The sequence below is a fragment of the Nocardioides panacis genome, assembly GCF_019039255.1.
Classification (GTDB): Bacteria; Actinomycetota; Actinomycetes; order Propionibacteriales; family Nocardioidaceae; genus Nocardioides_B; species Nocardioides_B panacis.
In genome coordinates this window covers 1,976,025-1,995,075 of record NZ_CP077062.1, presented here as the reverse complement: position 1 = coordinate 1,995,075, position 19,051 = coordinate 1,976,025, and the positions used below count along the sequence as shown (strand labels likewise).

The 19,051-nt window shown below is 71.7% G+C and carries 19 protein-coding genes; 12 read left to right on the top strand and 7 right to left on the bottom strand.

The window, feature by feature from the left end; all coding sequences use genetic code 11:
- Window positions 1–96: 96 nt before the first annotated feature.
- The 5 genes from KRR39_RS09725 to KRR39_RS09705 all read left to right on the top strand — a co-directional run bounded on the left by KRR39_RS09725 (window position 97) and on the right by KRR39_RS09705 (window position 5,402).
- On the top strand, window positions 97–1,761 hold the full coding sequence (locus KRR39_RS09725; RefSeq protein WP_216941822.1) for a glycosyltransferase family protein: 1,665 nt from the start codon (window positions 97–99) through the stop codon (window positions 1,759–1,761).
- Between the two features lie 80 nt (window positions 1,762–1,841).
- Window positions 1,842–2,684, top strand: coding sequence for a polyprenol monophosphomannose synthase (locus KRR39_RS09720; RefSeq protein ID WP_216941821.1), 843 nt, complete (start codon window positions 1,842–1,844; stop codon window positions 2,682–2,684).
- Window positions 2,671–3,222: a GtrA family protein gene (locus KRR39_RS09715; RefSeq protein WP_216941820.1), complete on the top strand. Its 552-nt coding sequence runs from the start codon at window positions 2,671–2,673 to the stop codon at window positions 3,220–3,222. Before KRR39_RS09720 ends, KRR39_RS09715 begins: the two co-directional genes overlap by 14 nt.
- A 43-nt stretch (window positions 3,223–3,265) precedes the next feature.
- Complete coding sequence (locus KRR39_RS09710) at window positions 3,266–3,940, top strand: response regulator transcription factor (RefSeq protein WP_216941819.1); 675 nt, start codon at window positions 3,266–3,268, stop codon at window positions 3,938–3,940.
- A 61-nt stretch (window positions 3,941–4,001) separates the two neighbouring features.
- Window positions 4,002–5,402 (top strand): sensor histidine kinase, encoded by a 1,401-nt coding sequence (locus KRR39_RS09705; protein ID WP_216941818.1) that lies wholly within the window; start codon window positions 4,002–4,004, stop codon window positions 5,400–5,402.
- 32 nt (window positions 5,403–5,434) lie between these two features.
- Here the strand turns inward: KRR39_RS09705 and KRR39_RS09700 are convergent, their stop codons facing one another.
- From KRR39_RS09700 to KRR39_RS09685, 4 genes are all read right to left on the bottom strand, one after another.
- Window positions 5,435–6,478: a right-handed parallel beta-helix repeat-containing protein gene (locus tag KRR39_RS09700; protein ID WP_216941817.1), complete on the bottom strand. Its 1,044-nt coding sequence runs from the start codon at window positions 6,476–6,478 to the stop codon at window positions 5,435–5,437.
- Window positions 6,475–8,031: a right-handed parallel beta-helix repeat-containing protein gene (locus KRR39_RS09695; RefSeq protein ID WP_216941816.1), complete on the bottom strand. Its 1,557-nt coding sequence runs from the start codon at window positions 8,029–8,031 to the stop codon at window positions 6,475–6,477. The genes KRR39_RS09700 and KRR39_RS09695 overlap by 4 nt, the downstream gene beginning before the upstream one ends.
- On the bottom strand, window positions 8,018–9,247 hold the full coding sequence (locus tag KRR39_RS09690; protein ID WP_216941815.1) for a glycosyltransferase: 1,230 nt from the start codon (window positions 9,245–9,247) through the stop codon (window positions 8,018–8,020). The genes KRR39_RS09695 and KRR39_RS09690 overlap by 14 nt, the downstream gene beginning before the upstream one ends.
- 195 nt (window positions 9,248–9,442) lie before the next feature.
- A complete protein-coding gene (locus tag KRR39_RS09685) occupies window positions 9,443–9,895 on the bottom strand; it encodes a response regulator (RefSeq protein ID WP_216941814.1) in 453 nt (150 codons plus the stop codon).
- Between the two features lie 205 nt (window positions 9,896–10,100).
- Here KRR39_RS09685 and KRR39_RS09680 point away from each other — a divergent pair, with 205 nt between their 5' ends.
- Together KRR39_RS09680 and KRR39_RS09675 are read left to right on the top strand one after the other, a co-directional pair.
- The gene (locus tag KRR39_RS09680; RefSeq protein WP_216941813.1) at window positions 10,101–10,763 is read left to right on the top strand and encodes a response regulator transcription factor; all 663 of its coding nucleotides are present in this window, start codon (window positions 10,101–10,103) and stop codon (window positions 10,761–10,763) included.
- A gap of 66 nt (window positions 10,764–10,829) precedes the next feature.
- Window positions 10,830–12,134: a HAMP domain-containing sensor histidine kinase gene (locus KRR39_RS09675; protein ID WP_216941812.1), complete on the top strand. Its 1,305-nt coding sequence runs from the start codon at window positions 10,830–10,832 to the stop codon at window positions 12,132–12,134.
- On the opposite strand, the gene KRR39_RS09670 is transcribed toward KRR39_RS09675, so the two are convergent.
- Window positions 12,042–12,764, bottom strand: a complete 723-nt coding sequence (locus KRR39_RS09670; protein ID WP_216941811.1) for a rhomboid-like protein — start codon at window positions 12,762–12,764, stop codon at window positions 12,042–12,044. The two genes, KRR39_RS09675 and KRR39_RS09670, sit on opposite strands and share 93 nt — an antisense overlap.
- Before the next feature lie 16 nt (window positions 12,765–12,780).
- Window positions 12,781–13,530, bottom strand: coding sequence for a phosphatidylglycerol lysyltransferase domain-containing protein (locus tag KRR39_RS09665; RefSeq protein ID WP_216941810.1), 750 nt, complete (start codon window positions 13,528–13,530; stop codon window positions 12,781–12,783).
- Between the two features lie 129 nt (window positions 13,531–13,659).
- Between KRR39_RS09665 and KRR39_RS09660 the strand changes: the two genes are divergently transcribed.
- The 4 genes from KRR39_RS09660 to KRR39_RS09645 all read left to right on the top strand — a co-directional run bounded on the left by KRR39_RS09660 (window position 13,660) and on the right by KRR39_RS09645 (window position 17,048).
- A complete protein-coding gene (locus tag KRR39_RS09660) occupies window positions 13,660–14,409 on the top strand; it encodes a hypothetical protein (protein ID WP_216941809.1) in 750 nt (249 codons plus the stop codon).
- A gap of 885 nt (window positions 14,410–15,294) precedes the next feature.
- Window positions 15,295–15,798: an alpha/beta hydrolase-fold protein gene (locus KRR39_RS09655; RefSeq protein ID WP_216941808.1), complete on the top strand. Its 504-nt coding sequence runs from the start codon at window positions 15,295–15,297 to the stop codon at window positions 15,796–15,798.
- A 304-nt stretch (window positions 15,799–16,102) separates the two neighbouring features.
- Window positions 16,103–16,927, top strand: coding sequence for an alpha/beta hydrolase (locus KRR39_RS09650; protein ID WP_216941807.1), 825 nt, complete (start codon window positions 16,103–16,105; stop codon window positions 16,925–16,927).
- Window positions 16,905–17,048 carry a hypothetical protein gene (locus KRR39_RS09645; RefSeq protein ID WP_216941806.1) on the top strand — a complete coding sequence of 48 codons (144 nt, stop codon included), beginning with the start codon at window positions 16,905–16,907 and terminating at the stop codon, window positions 17,046–17,048. Before KRR39_RS09650 ends, KRR39_RS09645 begins: the two co-directional genes overlap by 23 nt.
- A gap of 5 nt (window positions 17,049–17,053) precedes the next feature.
- On the opposite strand, the gene KRR39_RS09640 is transcribed toward KRR39_RS09645, so the two are convergent.
- Window positions 17,054–17,809 (bottom strand): SGNH/GDSL hydrolase family protein, encoded by a 756-nt coding sequence (locus KRR39_RS09640; RefSeq protein WP_216941805.1) that lies wholly within the window; start codon window positions 17,807–17,809, stop codon window positions 17,054–17,056.
- A 200-nt stretch (window positions 17,810–18,009) separates the two neighbouring features.
- Between KRR39_RS09640 and KRR39_RS09635 the strand changes: the two genes are divergently transcribed.
- Window positions 18,010–18,981 carry a magnesium transporter CorA family protein gene (locus KRR39_RS09635; RefSeq protein WP_216941804.1) on the top strand — a complete coding sequence of 324 codons (972 nt, stop codon included), beginning with the start codon at window positions 18,010–18,012 and terminating at the stop codon, window positions 18,979–18,981.
- The last annotated feature ends 70 nt before the right edge of the window (window positions 18,982–19,051 follow it).

The window sequence follows — 19,051 nt, the reverse complement described above, 5'->3', positions numbered from 1 at the left end:
TGCTCCCGTCATGTGGCCTGCGTAGCGTCCGAGACGATGAGCGGGCAACCTGACCTTCGCGACGCAGAGGACCTTGGAGCTGCCGGGGCTGCGGCGGTGGACCGCGCACCCGCCACGGACCTCCCCGTCGGCCCCCGCCCAGCCACCGGCGCCGTTCTCCCGCACCGTCCGGTCGCACCCCCCACGCGGAGCGACGGGACCTGGCCGCGCGTCAGTGGCTGGGCGCAGCGGCACGCCCTCCTGCTCGCCCTGGGCGCGACCCTGGTCGTGCACCTGCTGTCCCTCACCCGCCGGCTCGGGTCGGACGAGGGCGGTTTCGCGATGGTCGCCCGGCACTGGCAGCAGGGGGGCGGCTATCTGTACGGGCCGCAGTGGGTCGACCGGCCCCCGGGTCTCATCGCGCTGTTCGCGACCGTCGAGCAGCTCGGTCCGTACGGCGTCCGGCTCGGCGCGACCCTGCTCGCGGTCGGTCTCGTGGCGGCGCTCGCGTGGACCGCGGAGGCTGTCGGCGGCCGCCCGGCCGCGAAGTGGGCGGCCTGGGCCGGATTCGCGTTCGCCTCGTCCGTCCTGCTGGAGGCGCAGCGGCTGAACGGGGAGCTCGCCGCCGCCGCGTTCGTCACCGTCTCCGTCGGAGCGACGCTGCGGGCCGTGCGCGTGTCTCGCAGCAGGAGCAGGACGGTTCTGCTCGGGATGCTCGCGGGTGCGGCCGCGACGTCCGCCGTCCTGATGAAGCAGAACTTCGTCGACGGGTTCGTCTTCGCCGTCGTCCTGGCAGGCGTCGGTCTCGCGACCCGCGTCAACCGGCTGACGTACCGGCCGACCCAGGTCCTGCTCGTGGGGGTCGCCTGGGTCGTCGGCGCGCTGGTCCCGGCCGCTGCGGCCGTCGCGTGGGCCACGCAGCACGGCGGAGTCGGCCAGCTCGCGTACGCCGTGGTCGGGTTCAGGTCGGACGCCTCCGCCGTCATCGCCGCCTCGTCGTTCACCGCTCCGCTGCGTCGCCTGGGCACGTTGACCGTGCTCGCCTGGCTGTCCGGGCTGCTGCTCCTGGGCGGGCACCTCGCGGTCAGCCACCGCCGTCGTCTGCTGCGGCTGGACCCGTTGCCGTGGGCGGTCGCCGCGACCTGCGGCGTCGAGGTGGTCGGGGTCCTCGCGGGCGGGAACTTCTGGTCGCACTACCTCATTGCCCTCATCCCGATGGTCGCGCTGGCCGCCGGCCTGAGCGTGAACAGCCGCGCCCCCGGCGCTCGCTGGACCCGTCGTCTGGTCTTCCTGGCCGTGGCGGCCACAGCGGTCGCCAGCCCGGTCGCGGCCGTCAACGCGGCCCACGGGTCGAGCCAGGCGTACACGACCGGTCGTTGGATCGCCCGGGCCTCCGAACCGGGCGACACCCTCGTGGTGCCGTTCACGCACGCCAATGTCATCAACGCCTCCGGCCTGACCCCCGGCTACCCGTACGCGTGGAGCCTGCCGGTGCGCACCCTGGACCCTCGACTGACCCTGCTCACCCACGTCCTGGATGCCCGCCCGCACCGCAGCCGGAGCAACGGGCCGAGCGGCGTCTCCGCGCCGACGTGGGTGGTCCGGTGGGACGAGCCGCACCCGTGGGGCCTGGACCCGCACAACCGCGTCGACGCCGCGCTGCACACCCACTACCGGGCCGTCGCGGACGTGTGCGGGCACACCGTGTGGCTGCACGACGGCCTCCACCGTCACGTGAGCGCGACCCCTCCGGCCTCCGCGTGCGGCGCGGGTGACCAGTGATGTGGCAGCACCCGCCGCCGGCCCTCGCAGCACTCCGCCTCGAGTCCCGCCCCGTCCACCACCCCGCCGAGGAGCCACCCATGGAGCCCGCCGACCGCGCCGTGCCGGCCGCACGCACACTCGTCGTCATCCCGACCTACAACGAGGCGGGGAACGTGACCACCGTCCTGGACCGGGTCAGGGACGCCGTGCCCGGAGTCGACATCCTCGTCGTCGACGACAGCAGCCCCGACGGGACCGCCCGGCTGGTCACCCACCACCCGGCCCACCTGGGCTCCAGCTCCGGACCGGACGCGGGCCCGACGAGGGACGGCACGGGCACCTGCGGGGCCGGGCAGGTGTTCCTGCTGTCCCGCGACGTCAAGGACGGACTCGGTGCCGCCTACCGGGCCGGTTTCGCGTGGGCGCTGACCCACGGCTACGACGCGGTCGTGCAGATGGACGCCGACCTCTCCCACCCCGCCGACCGGGTGCCTGCCCTGCTCGACGCGCTGGGCAGCGCCGACGTCGCGGTCGGGTCCCGGTACGTCGACGGGGGTGGGGTGAGCAACTGGTCGGTGAGCCGGCGGCTCATCTCCCGGTGCGGGAACCTCTACGTGCGCCTCGTCCTCGGGCTCCCGGTGCACGACACCACCGCCGGGTTCAAGGGGTTCCGTCGGGACGCACTCGAACGCATCGGCGCGGCCACGTCCGCGTCGAACGGCTACTGCTTCCAGGTCGAGAACACCTGGCGCGCCGTCCGCCTCGGCCTGACGGTAAGGGAGGTCCCCATCACGTTCACCGACCGCACCGTCGGCACCTCGAAGATGTCGGGTCCGATCGTCACCGAGGCGCTCGCCCGGGTGCTCGTGTGGCGCTGGCAGGAGCTGACGCACCGGGCACGCCCCGCCCCGTCCGTCGGGGGTCACCGTGCCACGGCCTGACCACGTCCTGCCGGCCGTCGGTCTCACCGCCGGCGGGCCGGTCGAACGCCTGGTCCAGAGGTGGGCCGGCCGGTTCCTCTCCCGCGAGGTCCTCACGTTCCTGGCCGTCGGCGGCACCGGCTACGTCGTCGACGTCGCCGCGTTCAACCTGCTCCGCTCGACGCAGCCGTTCGCGACCCTCGACCCGTCGGTGGCCCGCACCCTCGCGGTGGTGGCGGCGATGTGCGTCACGTATGCCGGCAACCGGACGTTCACCTGGCGCAACCGGCCCTCCCAGGACCGGCGTCGTGAAGTAGCCCTGTTCGTCGTGTTCAACATCATCGGGTTCGGGTTCTCCGTCCTGACGTTGACCGTCTCCCACGACCTGCTGGGCCTGACCAGCAGGCTGGCGGACAACATCTCCGCGAACGTCGTCGGCCTCGCACTCGGGACCGTCTTCCGCTACGTCACCTACAAGCGGTTCGTGTTCGCTGCACCCAGCACGACGCCCGGCACGGCACCCGTCCCCGCGGACGAGGAGGAGGTGCGCATTGCGTGACGCGTCCGCGGGGGACAGCTCCCACCCTCCGTACAGTGGCGTCATGCACGTGGTGGTGGTCGACGACGAGGAGCGGATGGTCGAGCTCATCGCCAGCTACCTCGCCGACCACGACGTCCGCACGACCCCCGCCCACGACGGACCCCGTGGGCTGGCAGCCGCCCGGCAGCCCGACGTCGACGCGGTCGTCCTGGACCTGATGCTGCCCGGACTGAGCGGCACCGACGTGTGCAAGCAGCTGCGCCGCGAAGGCAACGACGTCCCCGTCCTCATGCTGACGGCCCGCGGAGCCGTCCCCGAACGCGTCGCCGGTCTCGAGGCCGGCGCCGACGACTACCTCGTCAAGCCGTTCGCGCTTGAGGAGCTTCTCGCGCGTCTGCGGGCCATCAGGCGACGCCTCGACCCGGACGCCGACAACCGACTGGTGTTCGGCGACATCCGGCTCGACCCGCTCCAGCAACGCGTCTGGGTCAACGACGACGAGGTCACCCTGTCCCGGCGCGAGTTCGCGATGCTCGCCTCGCTGATGGAGAACCGCGGGCACGTGGTCAGCCGCCAACGCATCTACGACGACGTGTGGGACGACGAGACCGACATCCGCAGCAACTCCATCGACGTGCACATGTCCCGGCTCCGGACGCGGCTCGAGGCTTCCGAACGCGTCACCATCACCACCCTGCGTGGCGTCGGGTACCGGCTCGAGCAGACCAGACCATGAGGGCGACACGGTGACCGCGCCCGCGAGGATGTGGCGGCGCCTCGTCGGTGACCGACCGATCGTGACCCGCCTCGTCCTCGCCGTCGCCGGCACGATGACGGTCGTCCTCGTCCTGGCCGGCGGCTTCGTGTTCTGGCGCGTGGGATACGCCCTGAACCGGCAGGTGGACCAGGACCTCAAGGCCTACCAGGAAGTCGTCGAAGGAGCCGTGGCCCACGGCACCACCCCGCCGGCCGACACCCCCGGCCAGAGCTACCAGATCTACGACCGCACCGGTCACGTCCTCGGCGGGAACAGCCACGCCACCCGGCTCGTCGATCCGGCCACCGTCGCCGCGGCGGCCGCGGGGACCCCGACCAGCGAGGACGTCGGCCACCTCTACCCGCCCGCCGACCATCCGTACCGCGTCGTCACCGCCCGGGTCGAGACCGCACGCGGGACCGTCGTGGTCGCCTCCGCCATCAGCAAGCGCAAGCACGACGAGGCGCTGCGCGAGCTCCTCCTCCAGCTCGCCATCGCCGACCTCGCCACCCTGGCCGCTGCCTCCCTCGTCGGCTACGGCACCGCTCGGGCCGCCCTCAACCCGGTCGAGCGATATCGGCGCGCGGCCGAGGGGGCGGGCAGCGCACCCACGCTGCCCGTGGAGCTCGGCAAGGACGACGAGGTGACCCGCCTCGGCCACACGTTCAACGCCCTCCTGGACCGGATCGGCCAAGCGAACGAACGCGAGCGCCAGTTCCTCGCCGACGCCTCCCACGAGCTGCGCTCACCGCTCGCGCTCATGCGCACCGAGCTGGAGGTCGCCACCCTCCGGCCGCGCAGCGAGACCGAGACCAGGACCACGTTCGAGTCGCTGCGCGGCCAGGTCGAACGCCTCATCACCTTGTCCAACGCGCTCCTCGACCTGGAGGAGCTGCGGGCCTCGGGCACCGCGACCCTCGAACCGGTCGACGTCGACGGGCTCCTCGCCGAGGTCAGCGCCCGCTACCGACCAGAGGCTGCAGCCACCGGTCGGCGCATCCACACGCCGCCACCGACCGGGGTCACCATCGAGGGACACCCGCACTGGCTCGACCTCGCGCTCGGGAACCTCGTCTCGAACGCGCTGCGGTACGGCGCCGGCGACATCACCATGGCCGCGGACCACACCGACCGACGCACCCGACTGTCCGTCACCGACGAGGGCGCCGGCTTCCCGGCACAGTTCGTCGGCAAGGCCTTCGACCGGTTCTCCCGCGCCGAGACGAGTCGCACGACCGGAGGCACGGGCCTCGGCCTCAGCCTGGTCCAGGCCGTCGCCGAGGCCCACCACGGGACCGCCGCCATCACCGGCAGGTCCACCGTCACGCTGACGCTGCCCGGCTCCCTCCCCGTCGAGGAGGCCGCACGGCCCGCTCGCTCCCGTCCGACGACGGCGGGCGAGTCCGTGCGTACGACCGAGCGGGCCGCTCCGGGGGCCTAGCCGGCGCCGACCGTTCGGTGCACCTCGGGGAGCTAGCGGCAGCGCACGTCCGAGCGTCCGCTGGCCGCCGAGGTGACGACGTTGTTGCAGCGCACGACGTTGGCGGCCCCCGCCTTGTCGATGTCGAACCCGTAGCCGCCCGCGTCGACGTGCACGACGTTGGCGGTGAAGACGTTGCCCACCCCCCAGCCGGGGAGCTGCACATGGGTCTGGAAGCCGTCGACCGGCGCCGAGAATCCGCGGTTCCTGCTGACCGTGTAGTGGTTGCCCTTGATGTCGACCCAGGAGTCGGCTGCCTTCGGATCCATCCCTGAGCCGTCGAACGTGTTGCGGCTGATCAGGCCTCCGACGGTTCCCTCCTTCACGTCCACGTTCTCCGCCGCCGTCCGGGAGAAGGTGTTGTGCGTGATCCGCACGTTGTCGGAGCTGTCGGGGTGGCCGCCGGTGTAGCGATCCCAGTTGTTGTACGACGAACCGATGTAGATGCCCTCGCCGCTGTGATGTGCATCGTGCAGGTCGGCGCTCCCGGTGTCGCTGATCCGGCAGTTGCTGATCGTGTCGTTCGATGACGATCGCCGCAGGTGGATGCCCTCCTCCCCGATGTCACGCACGGTGACGTGGTCGATCGTGCCGTGGCTCCACCCGTCGGCCATGATGCCCTTGAGGCCCCGCTCGATCGTCAGTCCGCGCACGTCGGTGTAGTCGGCTCCGTCGAGGTGGAGGGTGTAGTGATGGTTGACGCTTCCGCTGTCGAGCACGGCGCTCGACGTACCGCACAAGGTGATGTGGCTGCGTCTCGTCCCGGAGCGGGTTGCGGTGAAGGCGCCCTTGTACGCCGCCGAGCCCAACCAGATGACGTCCCCGGGGTGCGCGTCATCGAGCGCCCTGCGGAGCTCCGAGCTGTCGGAGACCCTGACCACCCGCGTCGATCGTCCGCAGGCCGAGGGACCGCGGTAGGGTCCGCCGCCGGCGCGGTCGCTCGACGATCCGTTGCAGCCCGAGACCACCGAGAGCGCGAGCAGGCACGCGACCGTGAAGACGCCCGGCCGGACGGCCCGTCGCTCCCGTGTCTTCATGGGTCCTCCCGACCCCGAGGCAGAGATCTAGCGTCGTCGCCGCTGGCTCGGCACGAGCGGGGCAGCTTCACAGCCACGGCACCCAGCGGCACCAGGAGCACGACCAGCCAGATGGTCGCGCCGGGGCGGAACTCCAGGAAGGCGGCCGACCGTGTGAGGAGCCCGGTGAGCTCGCGCCGGCCGTGTGCGGAGCTCCTCGCCTGGACGACGTCGAAGTGGTTGGCGACCGCTCGCACGGTCCGGTCCGCGGTGAAGTCGGACCAGGAGCCGGTACCCAGGTTGTTGCGGACCCGGACCCGGCCGGCGCTCGCCTCGATGTCGACACCGTAGAGACGGCTCCGACGGATGTCGTTCGACTCGATGTCCCCGGACGCCTGGGAGCGGAACCGGATACCGGTGTAGTTCGCAACCGACTGGTTGAGCCGGACCTCGTTGCCCTGGCCACCTTCGACCTCGAAGCCCGAATGTCCGTTGCCGACAGCACGGTTCTGGCTGAGCAGGTTGTGCGACGACCCCACCATGCGGCGCGGTCCCGAGGTGACGCCGCTGCGGCCGTCGTCGATCATGAAGCCGTGGCCGCGGTTGAACGCGGCCGTGTTGCGCTCGATGACGTTGCCCTCGCAGCCGCGGGAGAAGATGATCCCGTGCCGTCCGTTGCGCATGGCGAGATCGTCGTGCACCACGAAATCGTCACTGAAGTCGTGGGGGTCGAAGCCATAGGCCTGGTTGTCGTCGAACGTGTCGTAGGCCCACGTCATGTGCCGAGCGCGATAGGTGTAGGCCCCGAAGCGGTCATGGGTGAAGGTCGAGTGCGTGACCACGCCGAGGGCGGGTGCACCGGCCCTTCCGACCCAGGCGACCCCCGAGCTGGTCCCCTCGCCGAAGCCCAGGTCGTCGGCGTGCACGTAGCGCAGCCTCATCGAGCCGCTCCGCTCCAGGAGGAAGGGCCTGCCGTCGTCGATGGTGGTGTCCGGGACGTGGGTCCCGGGTTGGACCGACGTGATCCGCAGCGGCTGCTGGGCGGTGCCCGTCAGGCGGATCGTGCCGCGCATGCCCATGATGCTGGCACCTCCCAGGGACGAGCTCTCCAGGAGCAGCTGCCGGACGTGCCAGGAACCGAGGACGAGTCGTGCTCCACGGGCCACCACGATCGGGACACGCACGAGCAGTCTGTGGCCGCTCAGCATCGTGGCAGCCCGGGGGACCCGCCGGAGCGCTCGGACGCCGTACGGGTGGGGCCGCGGCGTGAGGACGAGGACCGCCCGGTGAGCGACGGTGACGACCGTGCTGTGCGCTGCCCGGCTCTCGCGCCTCGCCGCCCTGACCATCGTGTCGAGGGCAGCCTGTTGGATGGCCAGCCGCTGCGGCGTGGTGTCCGCGTCGACCATCCACGGCGGGGCACCTGGTCGGAGGGGTGCGGAGGCCTGGGCGGCGTGGGCCGCGATGACCAGACCCAGGACGAGCGAGGGGACGACCAGGAGGAGTCCGAGGCCGCGCGCGAAGTCGCCGAGCCCCAGCGGAGTGATCTCCTTGGTCTCCTCAGTCGTCGCCATGCCGGCCCTCCGCGAGAGCGGGCGGACGGAACGGGGCGTCGACCTGGCCGCGGCCCACGATCTCTGCCTGACCCTGGACGCGTCGCGCGTCCGTGCGGGTGAGCCAGCCCTGACGGTTCATAGAGAGGAACGCCCAGGTCTTGACGGGAAGGGCGATGAACAGGACGACGGCGACCATCACCGGGGCGATCCACAGGTCGGCCGGGTGCTCCCGAAGGTGAGAGAGGCCGCGAACCGCTCGCGCCAGGCAGGCCCACGCCAGCACGAGAGCTATCCCGACAGCCCCTCCGCGGCGCATCCACTGCGCTCCGTACCAGACTGCTGACGCCATCGTGAACGGAGTCAGCAGGATCTGCAGCACGGTGACCTGGGTGAGGAGAGGTTGGCGCCACAGCCACCCGTGCCCGATGGCGGTCAGATAGCACCGGTAGGAGTTCCGGCTCCAGCGCACCCGCTGCCTGACGAAGGCCCTCACGGAGTCGGGGAACATCGAGTCCGCTCGTGCGGAGTCCTGGTGGACAGCGCGGTAGCCGGCCGCGAGCACCAACCAGGTGAGCCGACCGTCGTCGCCGGAAACACATTCCCGACCAAGGAATACCTCGCGCTCCAGCCAGGCAAGGCGGGGCCGGATGATGTCCCTCCGATAAGCGGCTGTGCGCCCGGAGAGGCACGGGACCGAGCCGGTCCGCGACAGGGCCGGAACGTAGTCGAGATAACGGGTGTTCAAGAGCCAGTGCGCTATCCGGCGCACGAGGTTGCTTTCGCGGGCGTACACATATTGACGAGTTCCGACGCCACCTACCCGAGGGTCCGAGAAAGGCATTTGTACGGCGTTCAGCAAACCGGGTCTCCAGGACGTGTCGGAATCGGCGAGGACGACGATGTCGCCGCGCGCCGCACGAATTCCCGCCCCGAGTGCTCCTCGCTTTCCGGTATGTCTCCAGGGAAGGACACAGACACCGGCGAGATCAAGAGCCCGCAGGCGCTCGAGAACCTGGTCGTCGCGATCGTCGACGACCAGGATCACTTCGAAGGGCTGCTGCGAGACCCACGTCCGCAGGCACCGTTCGAGCACGTCGGGGTCCTCGCGGTAGACCGGCACCACGACGGAGACCGTCTCCCGGTGGTCGTTCACGGTGGGCCGGTACCGATGAGAGAGGCTGCGACGAGTCAGCCACACGAGCCACGACGTGAGGCCGACGATTCCGATCGGCACCCAGCTGATCCAAGAAGATGTCAGCATTCGGAAACCTCACTGAAAGAGATTAAGGCACCGTTTCGCCCCTGCGTTCCGTTGGGCCCGATCCTCACGAACTCGCCCCGACGACCCTCGCTTGCCTCGTGTGTCCCTTCGGAGCGGTGATCCCACCTCCACGATCGTTAAGACCTCAACATCGCCCTCTGTGGGCTGTCAAGGCGAATCCCGCGATTCACCAGAAGCCTGAGAATTCCGCTTGTTTTCCATAATCGGTGTGTCACCTTTGCGGCGGCTTTTCTGGATGTCGCCCCCACCCGCGGTCAGGACCCCGAGCCGGTCGAGCAGCGCCACGAAGCTGAACGGCTTCGCCAAGAAGTCGTCCGCCCCCTCGTGGAGGGCCCGCGCCCGGTCGTACTCCCCGTCCTCGGCGGTGAGCAGGATGACCGGGGTCCGGATCTCCCGGGCCCGCAGCTCGTGCAGGACCTCGTCCCCGCGCATGCCGGGCAACATGACGTCGAGCAGGATGCCTCGGTACGGACGCCCGAGTGCCAACGCGAGGCCCTGGTCACCCGTGCGCGCGACGTCCACGGAGTAGCCGTGGTCCGAGAGTCCACGCTCGAGGGTGTCGGCCAGGAAGGGTTCATCCTCGACCAGCAGCACCTGCATCGCGACCAGCTCGTTCCTCTCGACGCGGCGGCGACAGCCGCTCCTGCCATCGTGCGCGGGCGGCGGAAGGGCGTCGAGCGAAACCGCGCTGACCACGCTCCACGGTCAGGTGAGCGGCAGGTTGTGCGACGCCGGCGCGAGCAGCCGGGGCGGTGCGGGGTGGCAGGTGCACGACAATCGTTGGGCGGCGAGGCACGATCTACCCATGGCCCGGATCGGGATCTGTGAGGACGACGCCGCCGTCAAGCGCGTGCTCGTGGAGATGCTGACCGCCGTGGACCACCAGGTGGTGACGGCGCGCACCGGGCACGAGGCGCTGGAGTCGTTCTCCGCACCGGGCAGCGTGGACGCCCTGGTGATCGACATCGGTCTGCCGGATGCCGACGGCCGGGACGTGTGCGCGGCGCTGCGGGCCGGGGGCCAGCACGCCCCCGTGCTCTTCCTCACCGCGCTCGACCGGGTGCACGACCGCATCAGCGGGTTCAACGCCGGCGGGGACGACTACGTCGGCAAGCCGTTCTCGGTCGGCGAGGTGCGCGTGCGCCTCGACGCCCTGCTCAGGCGCACCCGGCCCGAACCCCGGCCCGTCGACGGCATGCGGCTGGACCCGGAGAGGTTCTCGGTGCGCACCGCCGGCCTCGAGGCGAAGCTCACGCCCACGGAGTTCCGGATCCTCGCCGCTCTCGCTGCCCAGCCGGGAGTGGTCGTCCGCCGCCGCGCGGTCGTGGCGGCGGGGTGGCCGGACGGTGCCATGGTCTCGGAGAACACCCTCGACTCCTACGTGCGGCGCGTCCGGGCCAAGCTCGCGGCGGTCGAGTCGCCCGTCCACGTCGACACCGTGCGCGGTGTCGGTTTCGTGCTGCAATGAGGAGCCGCACACCGGGGGGAGACCGACCAGCGCCCGGTCCGCGGCTCGAGCATCCGCACCCGCATCGTGTGGATCACCGCGCTGGTCACGGTGGCCGCGATGGCCGCGATGATCCTGGCGGTGATCCTCGTCGTCACCCGTGTCACCCAGGGCCGGGTCGACGCCTCCTTGAGGGACCGCATCGCGGCCACCAAGGCAGCCACCACGCGCACGGGCGACGGCGGCCTCCGGGTGACCGGCACGGCGGCCAACGAGGTCATCGACTCGGTGTGGGTCTTCGACTCCGACGGCACCCAGGTGAGCGGTCCGCGGGCCGGCAGCCGCGTCCAGTCCACCGTGGAGAGCTTGTCCGGGGTGACCCGGACGACCAGGGTCGAGCTCCGCGACCGGGTGTACGTCGCCGAGCCCATCCGCCTGCGGGGTGAACGGCGAGCGTCCGGGGTGGCGGTCGCCGAGCAGTCGACGAGGCCGTACGAGGACACCCAGACGGTCCTGGTCGGAGGCCTGGTCGTCCTGGGGGTCCTGGTGTCGGGCGTGACGGCCACGATCACCGCCTGGACCGTGCGCCGGACGCTGAGGCCGGTCCAGCGCATGACCGAGCTGGCCGCCGAGTGGAACGACCAGGACCTCGACTCCCGGTTCCGGCTCGGTGCCGGCACCGACGAGTTCTCGCAGCTCGGCAACACCCTCGACGCGCTGCTCGACAGGGTCGCCGAGGCACTGCGCAACGAGCAGCAGCTGACCGCGGAGCTGGCGCACGAGCTGCGCACTCCGTTGACGACGATCCGGGCGGAGGCCGAGCTCGGCACCCTCAGCGACGTCGACGACGCCACGAGGGACCGTCTGCACCGGGTCATGGCACAGGTCGACCGGCTGGACCGCACCATCACGACCCTCCTGGCGCTGGCCCGGCACCAGCACGGGGCTGCCCGGACCGCCGACCTCGGCGCCGTCCTCTCCGGACTCGTGGAGCCCCTGGCCGGGGCGAACGGAGCGGCCGCGCCCGTCACCGTCAGCTACGTCCCCCGGCCCGAGGCCGGGTCCCTCCGGATCCACGGTGACGCCGAGCTCGTGGAGCGTGTCCTCGCGCCGGTCCTGGACAACGCCGTGCGCTACGCCACGTCCGCGGTGCGGATCGAGGTCCGGCGGTCGGGGGGCGACGTGCTGGTCCAGGTCTGCGACGACGGGCCGGGCATCGACTCGACGTTCGAGGACGACGTGTTCCTCGCCGGGGTGGGGGATCCCACGACACGCGGGGCGGGTCTCGGACTGCCGCTGTCACGGCGGGTCGCCGCCGGCCTCGGGGGCTCGGTCCAGGTCGTCTCCTACCGGGATCCCACGGTCGTCCAGGTCCGGCTGCCCACGGCGTGAGCGGCGACCGGCGGCACGCCGGTCCGGGGGGAGTCGTCGGCGCCACGCCCAACGATCGTGGAGCGCCGGCCACCAGCAGACGCCGATGAGCAGGGACAGCGCGTGCCCGTACATCGTCAGGTCCGGCGCCTGGTCCGGGACTCCTGCGACGAGCACCGCCGCCAGGGCGAGCACCGCCAGCCCTCGGAGGAGCGGCAGGCTTCCCACGAACGCGGCCGCCAGGGCCAGGGTCCCGTACGACGCGCCGACATCCAGCCGGTGCGCCGCTGCCGGCGGCATCCAGCCGAGGGAGATCGCAGCCGCTGTCGGGAGCTCGGTCAGCAGCGTGGCCAGGACGTGCGCGGACCAGAACACGGCGGCCGTACGGAGGGTGCCGATCCGTCGTTCGAGCGGGGCCACGACCATGAGCAGCACCACGGCGTAGGGCAGCCAGGAGCGTCCGGGGAGCCACACGGCCGAGAGCACGAGCACCGTGAGGGGGTCCTCGCCCAGATGCGCGACGTCGGTGCTCGAGGCGGTCAACAGCCGGCTCTGCACGGGTGGCGGCGCCCACCGGAGCGCCGTGGTCGTGGCGAGCAGCACCGTCGTACAGGTGAACGTCAGGGGTGCGGAACCGACGAACCCGCCCACCGCACGGAGGGCACGGTCACCTGACCGGCGCACGGTCCTGGAGGGCTCGCGCTTCTGGCAGCACGAAGCGCCAGAGGCGCAGCACGGGACCCGCGCCGAGGCGCTCACCGCGGGTGAAGACGCTGCGGAACACGGCGAAGTTGAGCGAGACGCGAGCCACGCCCAGCGCCCCGTCGCGCCACGCCTCGGCGCTGCGGACGACGGTGGCGCGGGTGGCTTCGTCGAGGTCGCGGACCCGGCAGCACGTGGTCCTCAGCCCGGCGCGACGGCACCGCGAGACGGCCTGCCGGACCACACGCATCCGACGGCCCTCGGTGGTGAAGTCGGCCGTCCGGAGGATGGCCTCGTCGCCGAGCTCCAGCGCGTCGAGGCCGGCGCGGTGGTGGGCCTGGGCTCCCTGCTCGCTGGTGCCGAGGACCCCGGGCAGCCAGCCGTGCGCCTCCGCTTCCTCCACCCACGCGGAGATCGCGCCGGGCCAGGCCTCCGGGTCCCCCACGGGATCCCCCGCGGCCAGCGAGACGCCGCCGACGATGCGGTGGCTGACCGCGGCCTTGCGGCTGGGCGAGAAGATCACGGTACGGTCGTGCCGGAGCGCGAACCACGACAGCGAGTCGGAGCGGCGGGCTCCCCGTGCTGCGAGGCACGCGGCGGCCCCAGAAGGGTGTCGGCCCCGCGGTGCCGCGGAGGGGTTGGCGACCCGACCGGGCCGCTCGGTGGGGACGCCCGCCTCCCGCCACGCTGCGGTCCGCTCGCGGCGCCCGTCCATCGGCTCTCCTTCGGCAGGGTGGTCTGGTCGAGGAGTGACGGCCCCAGCATGCGCCCTGACACGTGACACCCACCTGACTGTGCCGGACCGCGACCCGAGGTGGTCCAGCCGGCTCGGTACGGTCGACCAATGCTCGTGGGACTGGGGTGCGCGGTGGGGGCGTCGCTCTGCTACGGGATCGGTTCGGTGCTCCAGGCCGTCGCGGCCGCGGACGCGGACCGCGCCGGCCACCTGGACCCCCGCCTGCTGCTCAGGCTGCTCAAGGCCTGGCCCTACCTCCTGGGACTGGCGCTGGACGGCGCGGGGTTCGTGCTCTCGCTGGTCGCGCTGCGATCGCTGCCGCTGTACGTCGTCCAGGCCGTCGTGGCGAGCTTCCTCGCCGTCACCGCAGTGGTCGGAGCCGTCTTCCTCGGCACCCGCGTCCGCGTGCTCGAGGGGGTCGCGCTGGCTGCGGTGGTCCTGGGACTGGCCCTGGTCAGCCTGTCGGCGGCAGCGGACTCGGTGCGTGCACCGGGGACTCGTGTGGAGTGGCTCGTCCTCGCAGCCGCGGTGGCGCTCACCCTGCTCGCGGTCCCGCTGGGAAGGCTGAGCGGGCCACGCGGTGCCTGGGCGCTGGGCGGCGTGGCGGGACTGGCCTTCGGCGTGGTCGCCGTGGCTGCCCGTGCCCTGCTCTCGTCGGCGGCCGCCGGCGACCTGGTCCCTCCCGTGCACGTGTGGGCGGGGTCTCCGGCGACGTACGCCCTGCTGGTCGCCGCGCCGCTGGCCCTGGCGACGTACGCGACCGCGCTCCAGCGCGGCAGCGTGGTCCAGGCGACGGCGCCGCTGGTCGTGGGGGGAGACCGTGCTGCCCGCGCTCGTCGGTCTGGCCCTGCTGGGTGACCATGCACGACCGGGATGGGGGCCTGCGGCCGTGACCGGGTTCACCGTCGCGGTGGCTGCTGCGGTGCTCCTGTCGAGGTTCGGCGAGGTGAGCACCGCGATGCCGGAGGGACGCGGCCCGGCCTGACTCGCGTCCCGGGAGACGTCGCGCCTCGGTATTCAGGCTGATGGCAGGGGTCCTGCGGTGTCATGGGAGTGCCAGTGACCCCAGCCGTCGCGCCGCAGTCCGGGCATCCAGGAGGTCGCCCATGTCGCTCACCGGTCCGTTCCTGCTCGACGGGATCATCGGGCTGACGCTTGTGGCGTTCCTCGGCGTCGTCGTGGTCTGGCCGCGGCTCACGGCAGGCACCCCCTGGCACGTCGCCGGGCGGGTCGTCGCCCTGGTCCTGGTCAACGTGCTCGTGCTGCTGACCGCGGCCACCCAGCTCAACGCGGCGTACCTGTTCTTCGCGGGGTGGGGCGACCTGCGCGGAGCGATCACCGGGCACCAGGTCCAGACCTCGCTGCACCGCGGCGGCGCGGAGAAGCAGGCGCCGAACATCGTGGTGCGGGGACACTCGGCCGCAGCGGCGGCGCACGTGCCGGCACTGGGACGACGGGTGGGACCCGGCGGGCTGCTCGGCTACACGGTGCACGGGGCGGCCAGTGGTCTGACCGGGAAGGTCCTCGTGCAGCTGCCTGTCGGCTACACCTCCGCCGCGGCCTCGACCCGGCGCTACCCGGTGCTCGAGGCCTTCCACGGCTACCCGAGCGAGCCGTTGAACTGGGTGCGGATCTTCCACCTCGGCCAGGCGGTCGAGGCGCGGGTGCGGGCTCACCAGCTGCACCCGACCCTGGTGGTGATGCCGCAGGTCGAGATCCCCCCGCGGCCTCGACACCGAGGGGGTGAACGGGGGCCCGGGCCAGCCCCAGGTCGAGACCTGGCTGACGCGAGACGTCCCGGACTGGGTCGGCCAGCACTTCCGGGTGGTCGCGAACCGCGCCTCGTGGGCCACGATCGGGTACTCGGCGGGCGGCTTCGTCGCGGCCATGGCGACGGTCCTGCACCCGGCGCAGTACGGCGCCGGCATCGTGCTGGGGGGATACTTCAGACCCGAGTTCGGCCCCTTCTACGAGCCGTTCACCAGCACGAGCCCGCTGGGCAGGTACTACGACCTGCCGCGCGTCGCGGCCCACCGACGACCACCGGTGTCGCTGTGGGTGGAGACCTCGCACGCCGACCCGCTGTCCTACACGTCCAGCGCGAGGTTCCTGCACGTCACCCGGGCCCCGACCGCCGTGCACGCCGTGGTCCTGCAGAACGCCGGCCACCGGGACTCGGTCTGGACAGCCCTGCTGCCGAGCGCCTTGCGGTGGCTCGGCTCCAACGTCCACGGGTTCCACCCGTGAGCTGCTCGGGAAGCCTGCCAACCACCTGACCAGGTGCGCCGTTCGCCTCGGGCTCGCTGGATCCCGGGACGTTCGGAGCGCACCGTTGACCACGGGCGTCGACAGGGGAGACGGTCGACACAGGGGGGATGCCGGCACTCCAGGAGGAGGAGGCGGATGACGGTGCTCGGTCTGACGAGCAGCACTCTCCTCGTCGCCTGCGTCGCGGCGGCGTGCCTTCCCCCTGCTCGGCATCGCGTGGCTGGTGTGGGGGGCCAACCCGGCGCCGCGGGACAGGCCGCTGGCCAGACGCGTGCTCCCTGCCGTGGCCCTGGTGCTCTGCGGACAGTTCTTCGCGATGGCCGCCCTCGCGCTGAAGGTCAACGACGACTACCTCTTCTACACCAGCTGGGCGGACCTGACCGGACACGTCAGCCAGAAGTCCCCCATCGAGACCGGGGGCCTGGTGAGGCACGGGCAGGGGCACCTACGGGTGATGACGGTGCCCTCCCACGACACCGGCAGCCAGCACCAGGTCCTCGTCTGGCTTCCGCCCCAGTACGACCTCGCCGCCTACCGGAACCAGCGCTTCCCGGTCGTGACGTTCCTGACCGGGCAGCCCAGCACCCCGCAGACGGCCTTCGCCCGCTTCAAGTTCGCCAGTACGGCGATGCGACTGATCGACACCCACCGCACCCAGCCGTTCGTCGGCGTGTTCCCGACCCTGATGATCAGCCCGCCGCGGGACACCGAGTGCACGAACGTCCCAGGAGGACCACGCGCCGAGACCTGGCTGGCCAATGAAGTGCCCAGGTTCATCCAGCAGCACTTCCGCGTCGCGGGTCCCGGACCGGCCTGGACGACGATGGGCTGGAGCACGGGGGGGGCTTCTGCTCGGCCAAGCTGGTGCTGTCGCACCCGGACGTCTTCGGGTCGGCGGTCAGCCTCGGTGGCTACTACCAGCCCCTGCAGGACGGGACGACGGGCAGCCTGTTCGGTGGCAGGAAGCGCCTGGCGCTGCACAACTCGCCCGAATGGCTCTACCTGCACCACGGGGGTTGCGCGGGGCGCGGCTGCTGGTGGTGTCCGGGCGTCAGGACCGGGACACGTGGAGGTCGACGGCGAGGATGATCCGGACCACCGCGGGTGACCCTGCCGTCGCCCATATCTCGTTCCCGCGGGGAGGGCACAACTACCGCAACTACGCCTCGTACCTCGCGCCCGCCCTGGTCTGGAGCGCCGCCGGCTGGCCCGCCCAGCCGGGACCGTGATGCGGTCAGCGCAGCCGCGGGAGACCCGCGCGCAGCAGCTCCGCGGCGATCAGCCGGTGCCCGGCGGCATCCGGGTGGTCCCCGTCGGGGGCGAGCAGCGAGTCGATGTCGACGCCGTGGCGCTGGAACGGCGCGAAGATGTCCACGTAGCGAGCGCCGGCCGAACGCGAGACCGAGCTGATCGTGCGGTTGACGCGGCGGGTCAGCCCGATCGAGGCCCGCAGCCCAGCGGCACCGGCGGCGTGCTGGGCGACCGTGCCGTCCTCGAAGACGTTCCAGTACCCGGTGACCAGCACGGTGGTGGGGTGTCCTGCGCGGAGAGTGCGGATCTGGGCCAGGATCGTGGCCAGGTGTGCTCGCATGGAGGCGAGCCGGTCGCGGACGCAGTCGGACGCCGTGTTCACGGCGCAGGCACCGTGGACGACGCGGTCGTGCTGAGCACCGAAGTCGTTCGCTCCGATCGTCAGCAGGAACACGTCGGTCCGGCGGGCGGCGGCGACGACGCGAGGTTGCCGGAGCTGAGCGAGCAGGCCGTTGGTGCCCAGTCCGCTGACCGCCGCGTTGTCGACGGTCACGGACGCACCCGTGTGCCGGCCCAGCAGGGCGCCGTACTCCCGGGGGAACGCGCGGCAGCCGCAGGCCGTCCCTGCCGGAACCGAGTCGCCGAGGGCCAGGACCACGTGGGGCGTGGGACGCCCCCGCTGCCCGGCCGCCTCGGCGTCGCGCACAGGCGCCGCGCCCACCAGGGCGAACAGCACCACGGCCACCAGGAGGGTCCCGACCGTTCCCCGGACGATCCGACGTCTGCTCGGAGCGCCGGTGCCTGGTGCGGTCTGCGGGGGGAGCGGGCGACATGGGGGAAGACTGTACGCGTCCGCTTTGTGCGCAGCCGTCCGGCGCGTCCGCCGCGGACAGTGCCGCGTCCCCGCGGATTCCCGGCCACGTGAGGGATAGTCGGCCCATGCCACGCACGCGCTGCTACCGCGGGGGAGCCCTGACGGACGAGGACTTCCCGATCGACCAGGTGGCTGAGCACCTGACGGACCCGACGGCCGTCGTGTGGGTGGATCTGTGCGCGCCGGACCTCGCGGACCTGCAGCTGGTGGCGGACGAGCTGGGTCTGCACCGGCTCGCTGTCGAGGACGCCGCGCAGGGACGTCAGCGACCCAAGTTCGACCGCTACTCGGGACACGACTTCTTCAGCGGCTACTCGGTGCAGCTCGACGTGGTCACCGGCCGGCTGGTCACGGGGGAGATCGCCGCGTTCATCACGCCGGCGGCCCTCGTCACGGTACGGCGCGACGAGACGTTCTCCATCGACGCGCTGCTGACCCGGTGGGACGACGAGGTCGACCTCACCAGCCTCGGCGTCGGTGCGCTGCTGCACGGGCTGCTGGACTTCGTGGTCGACGGGCACTTCGAGGCGGTCGAGTCGCTCGACGACCAGATCGAGCAGCTCGAGGACCTGCTGTTCGACGACCGGCCCCACGACCAGGCCGTCCAACGCCGCAGCTTCGAGCTGCGCAAGAGCCTGGTGCAGCTGCGCCGCGTTGTGCTGCCGATGAGGGAGGTCGTCAACACCCTGATGCGTCGCGACACCGGGCTGGTCCCCGATGAGCTGATGCCCTACTACCAGGACGTCTACGACCACGTGCTGCGCGCGACCGAGTGGACCGAGAGCCTGCGTGACCTCGTGAACACCATCCTCGAGACGAACCTGACGATCCAGGGGAACCGTCTCAACATCATCACCAAGAAGGTCACGAGCTGGGCCGCGATCATCGCCGTACCGACCGCGATCACGGGTTTCTACGGCCAGAACCTGCCGTATCCAGGATTCGCCCACGCGTCGGGCTTCGCCACGTCGTCGATCCTCATCGTCGCCCTCTCGGGTCTCCTCTACGTGACCTTCAAGCGCAACGACTGGCTCTGAGCGGGCCGCCGCTCCGAGCAGTGTGGGCCCGGCAGCGTCTATCGGAACCGGGCCGTGGCCCTTAAGTTCT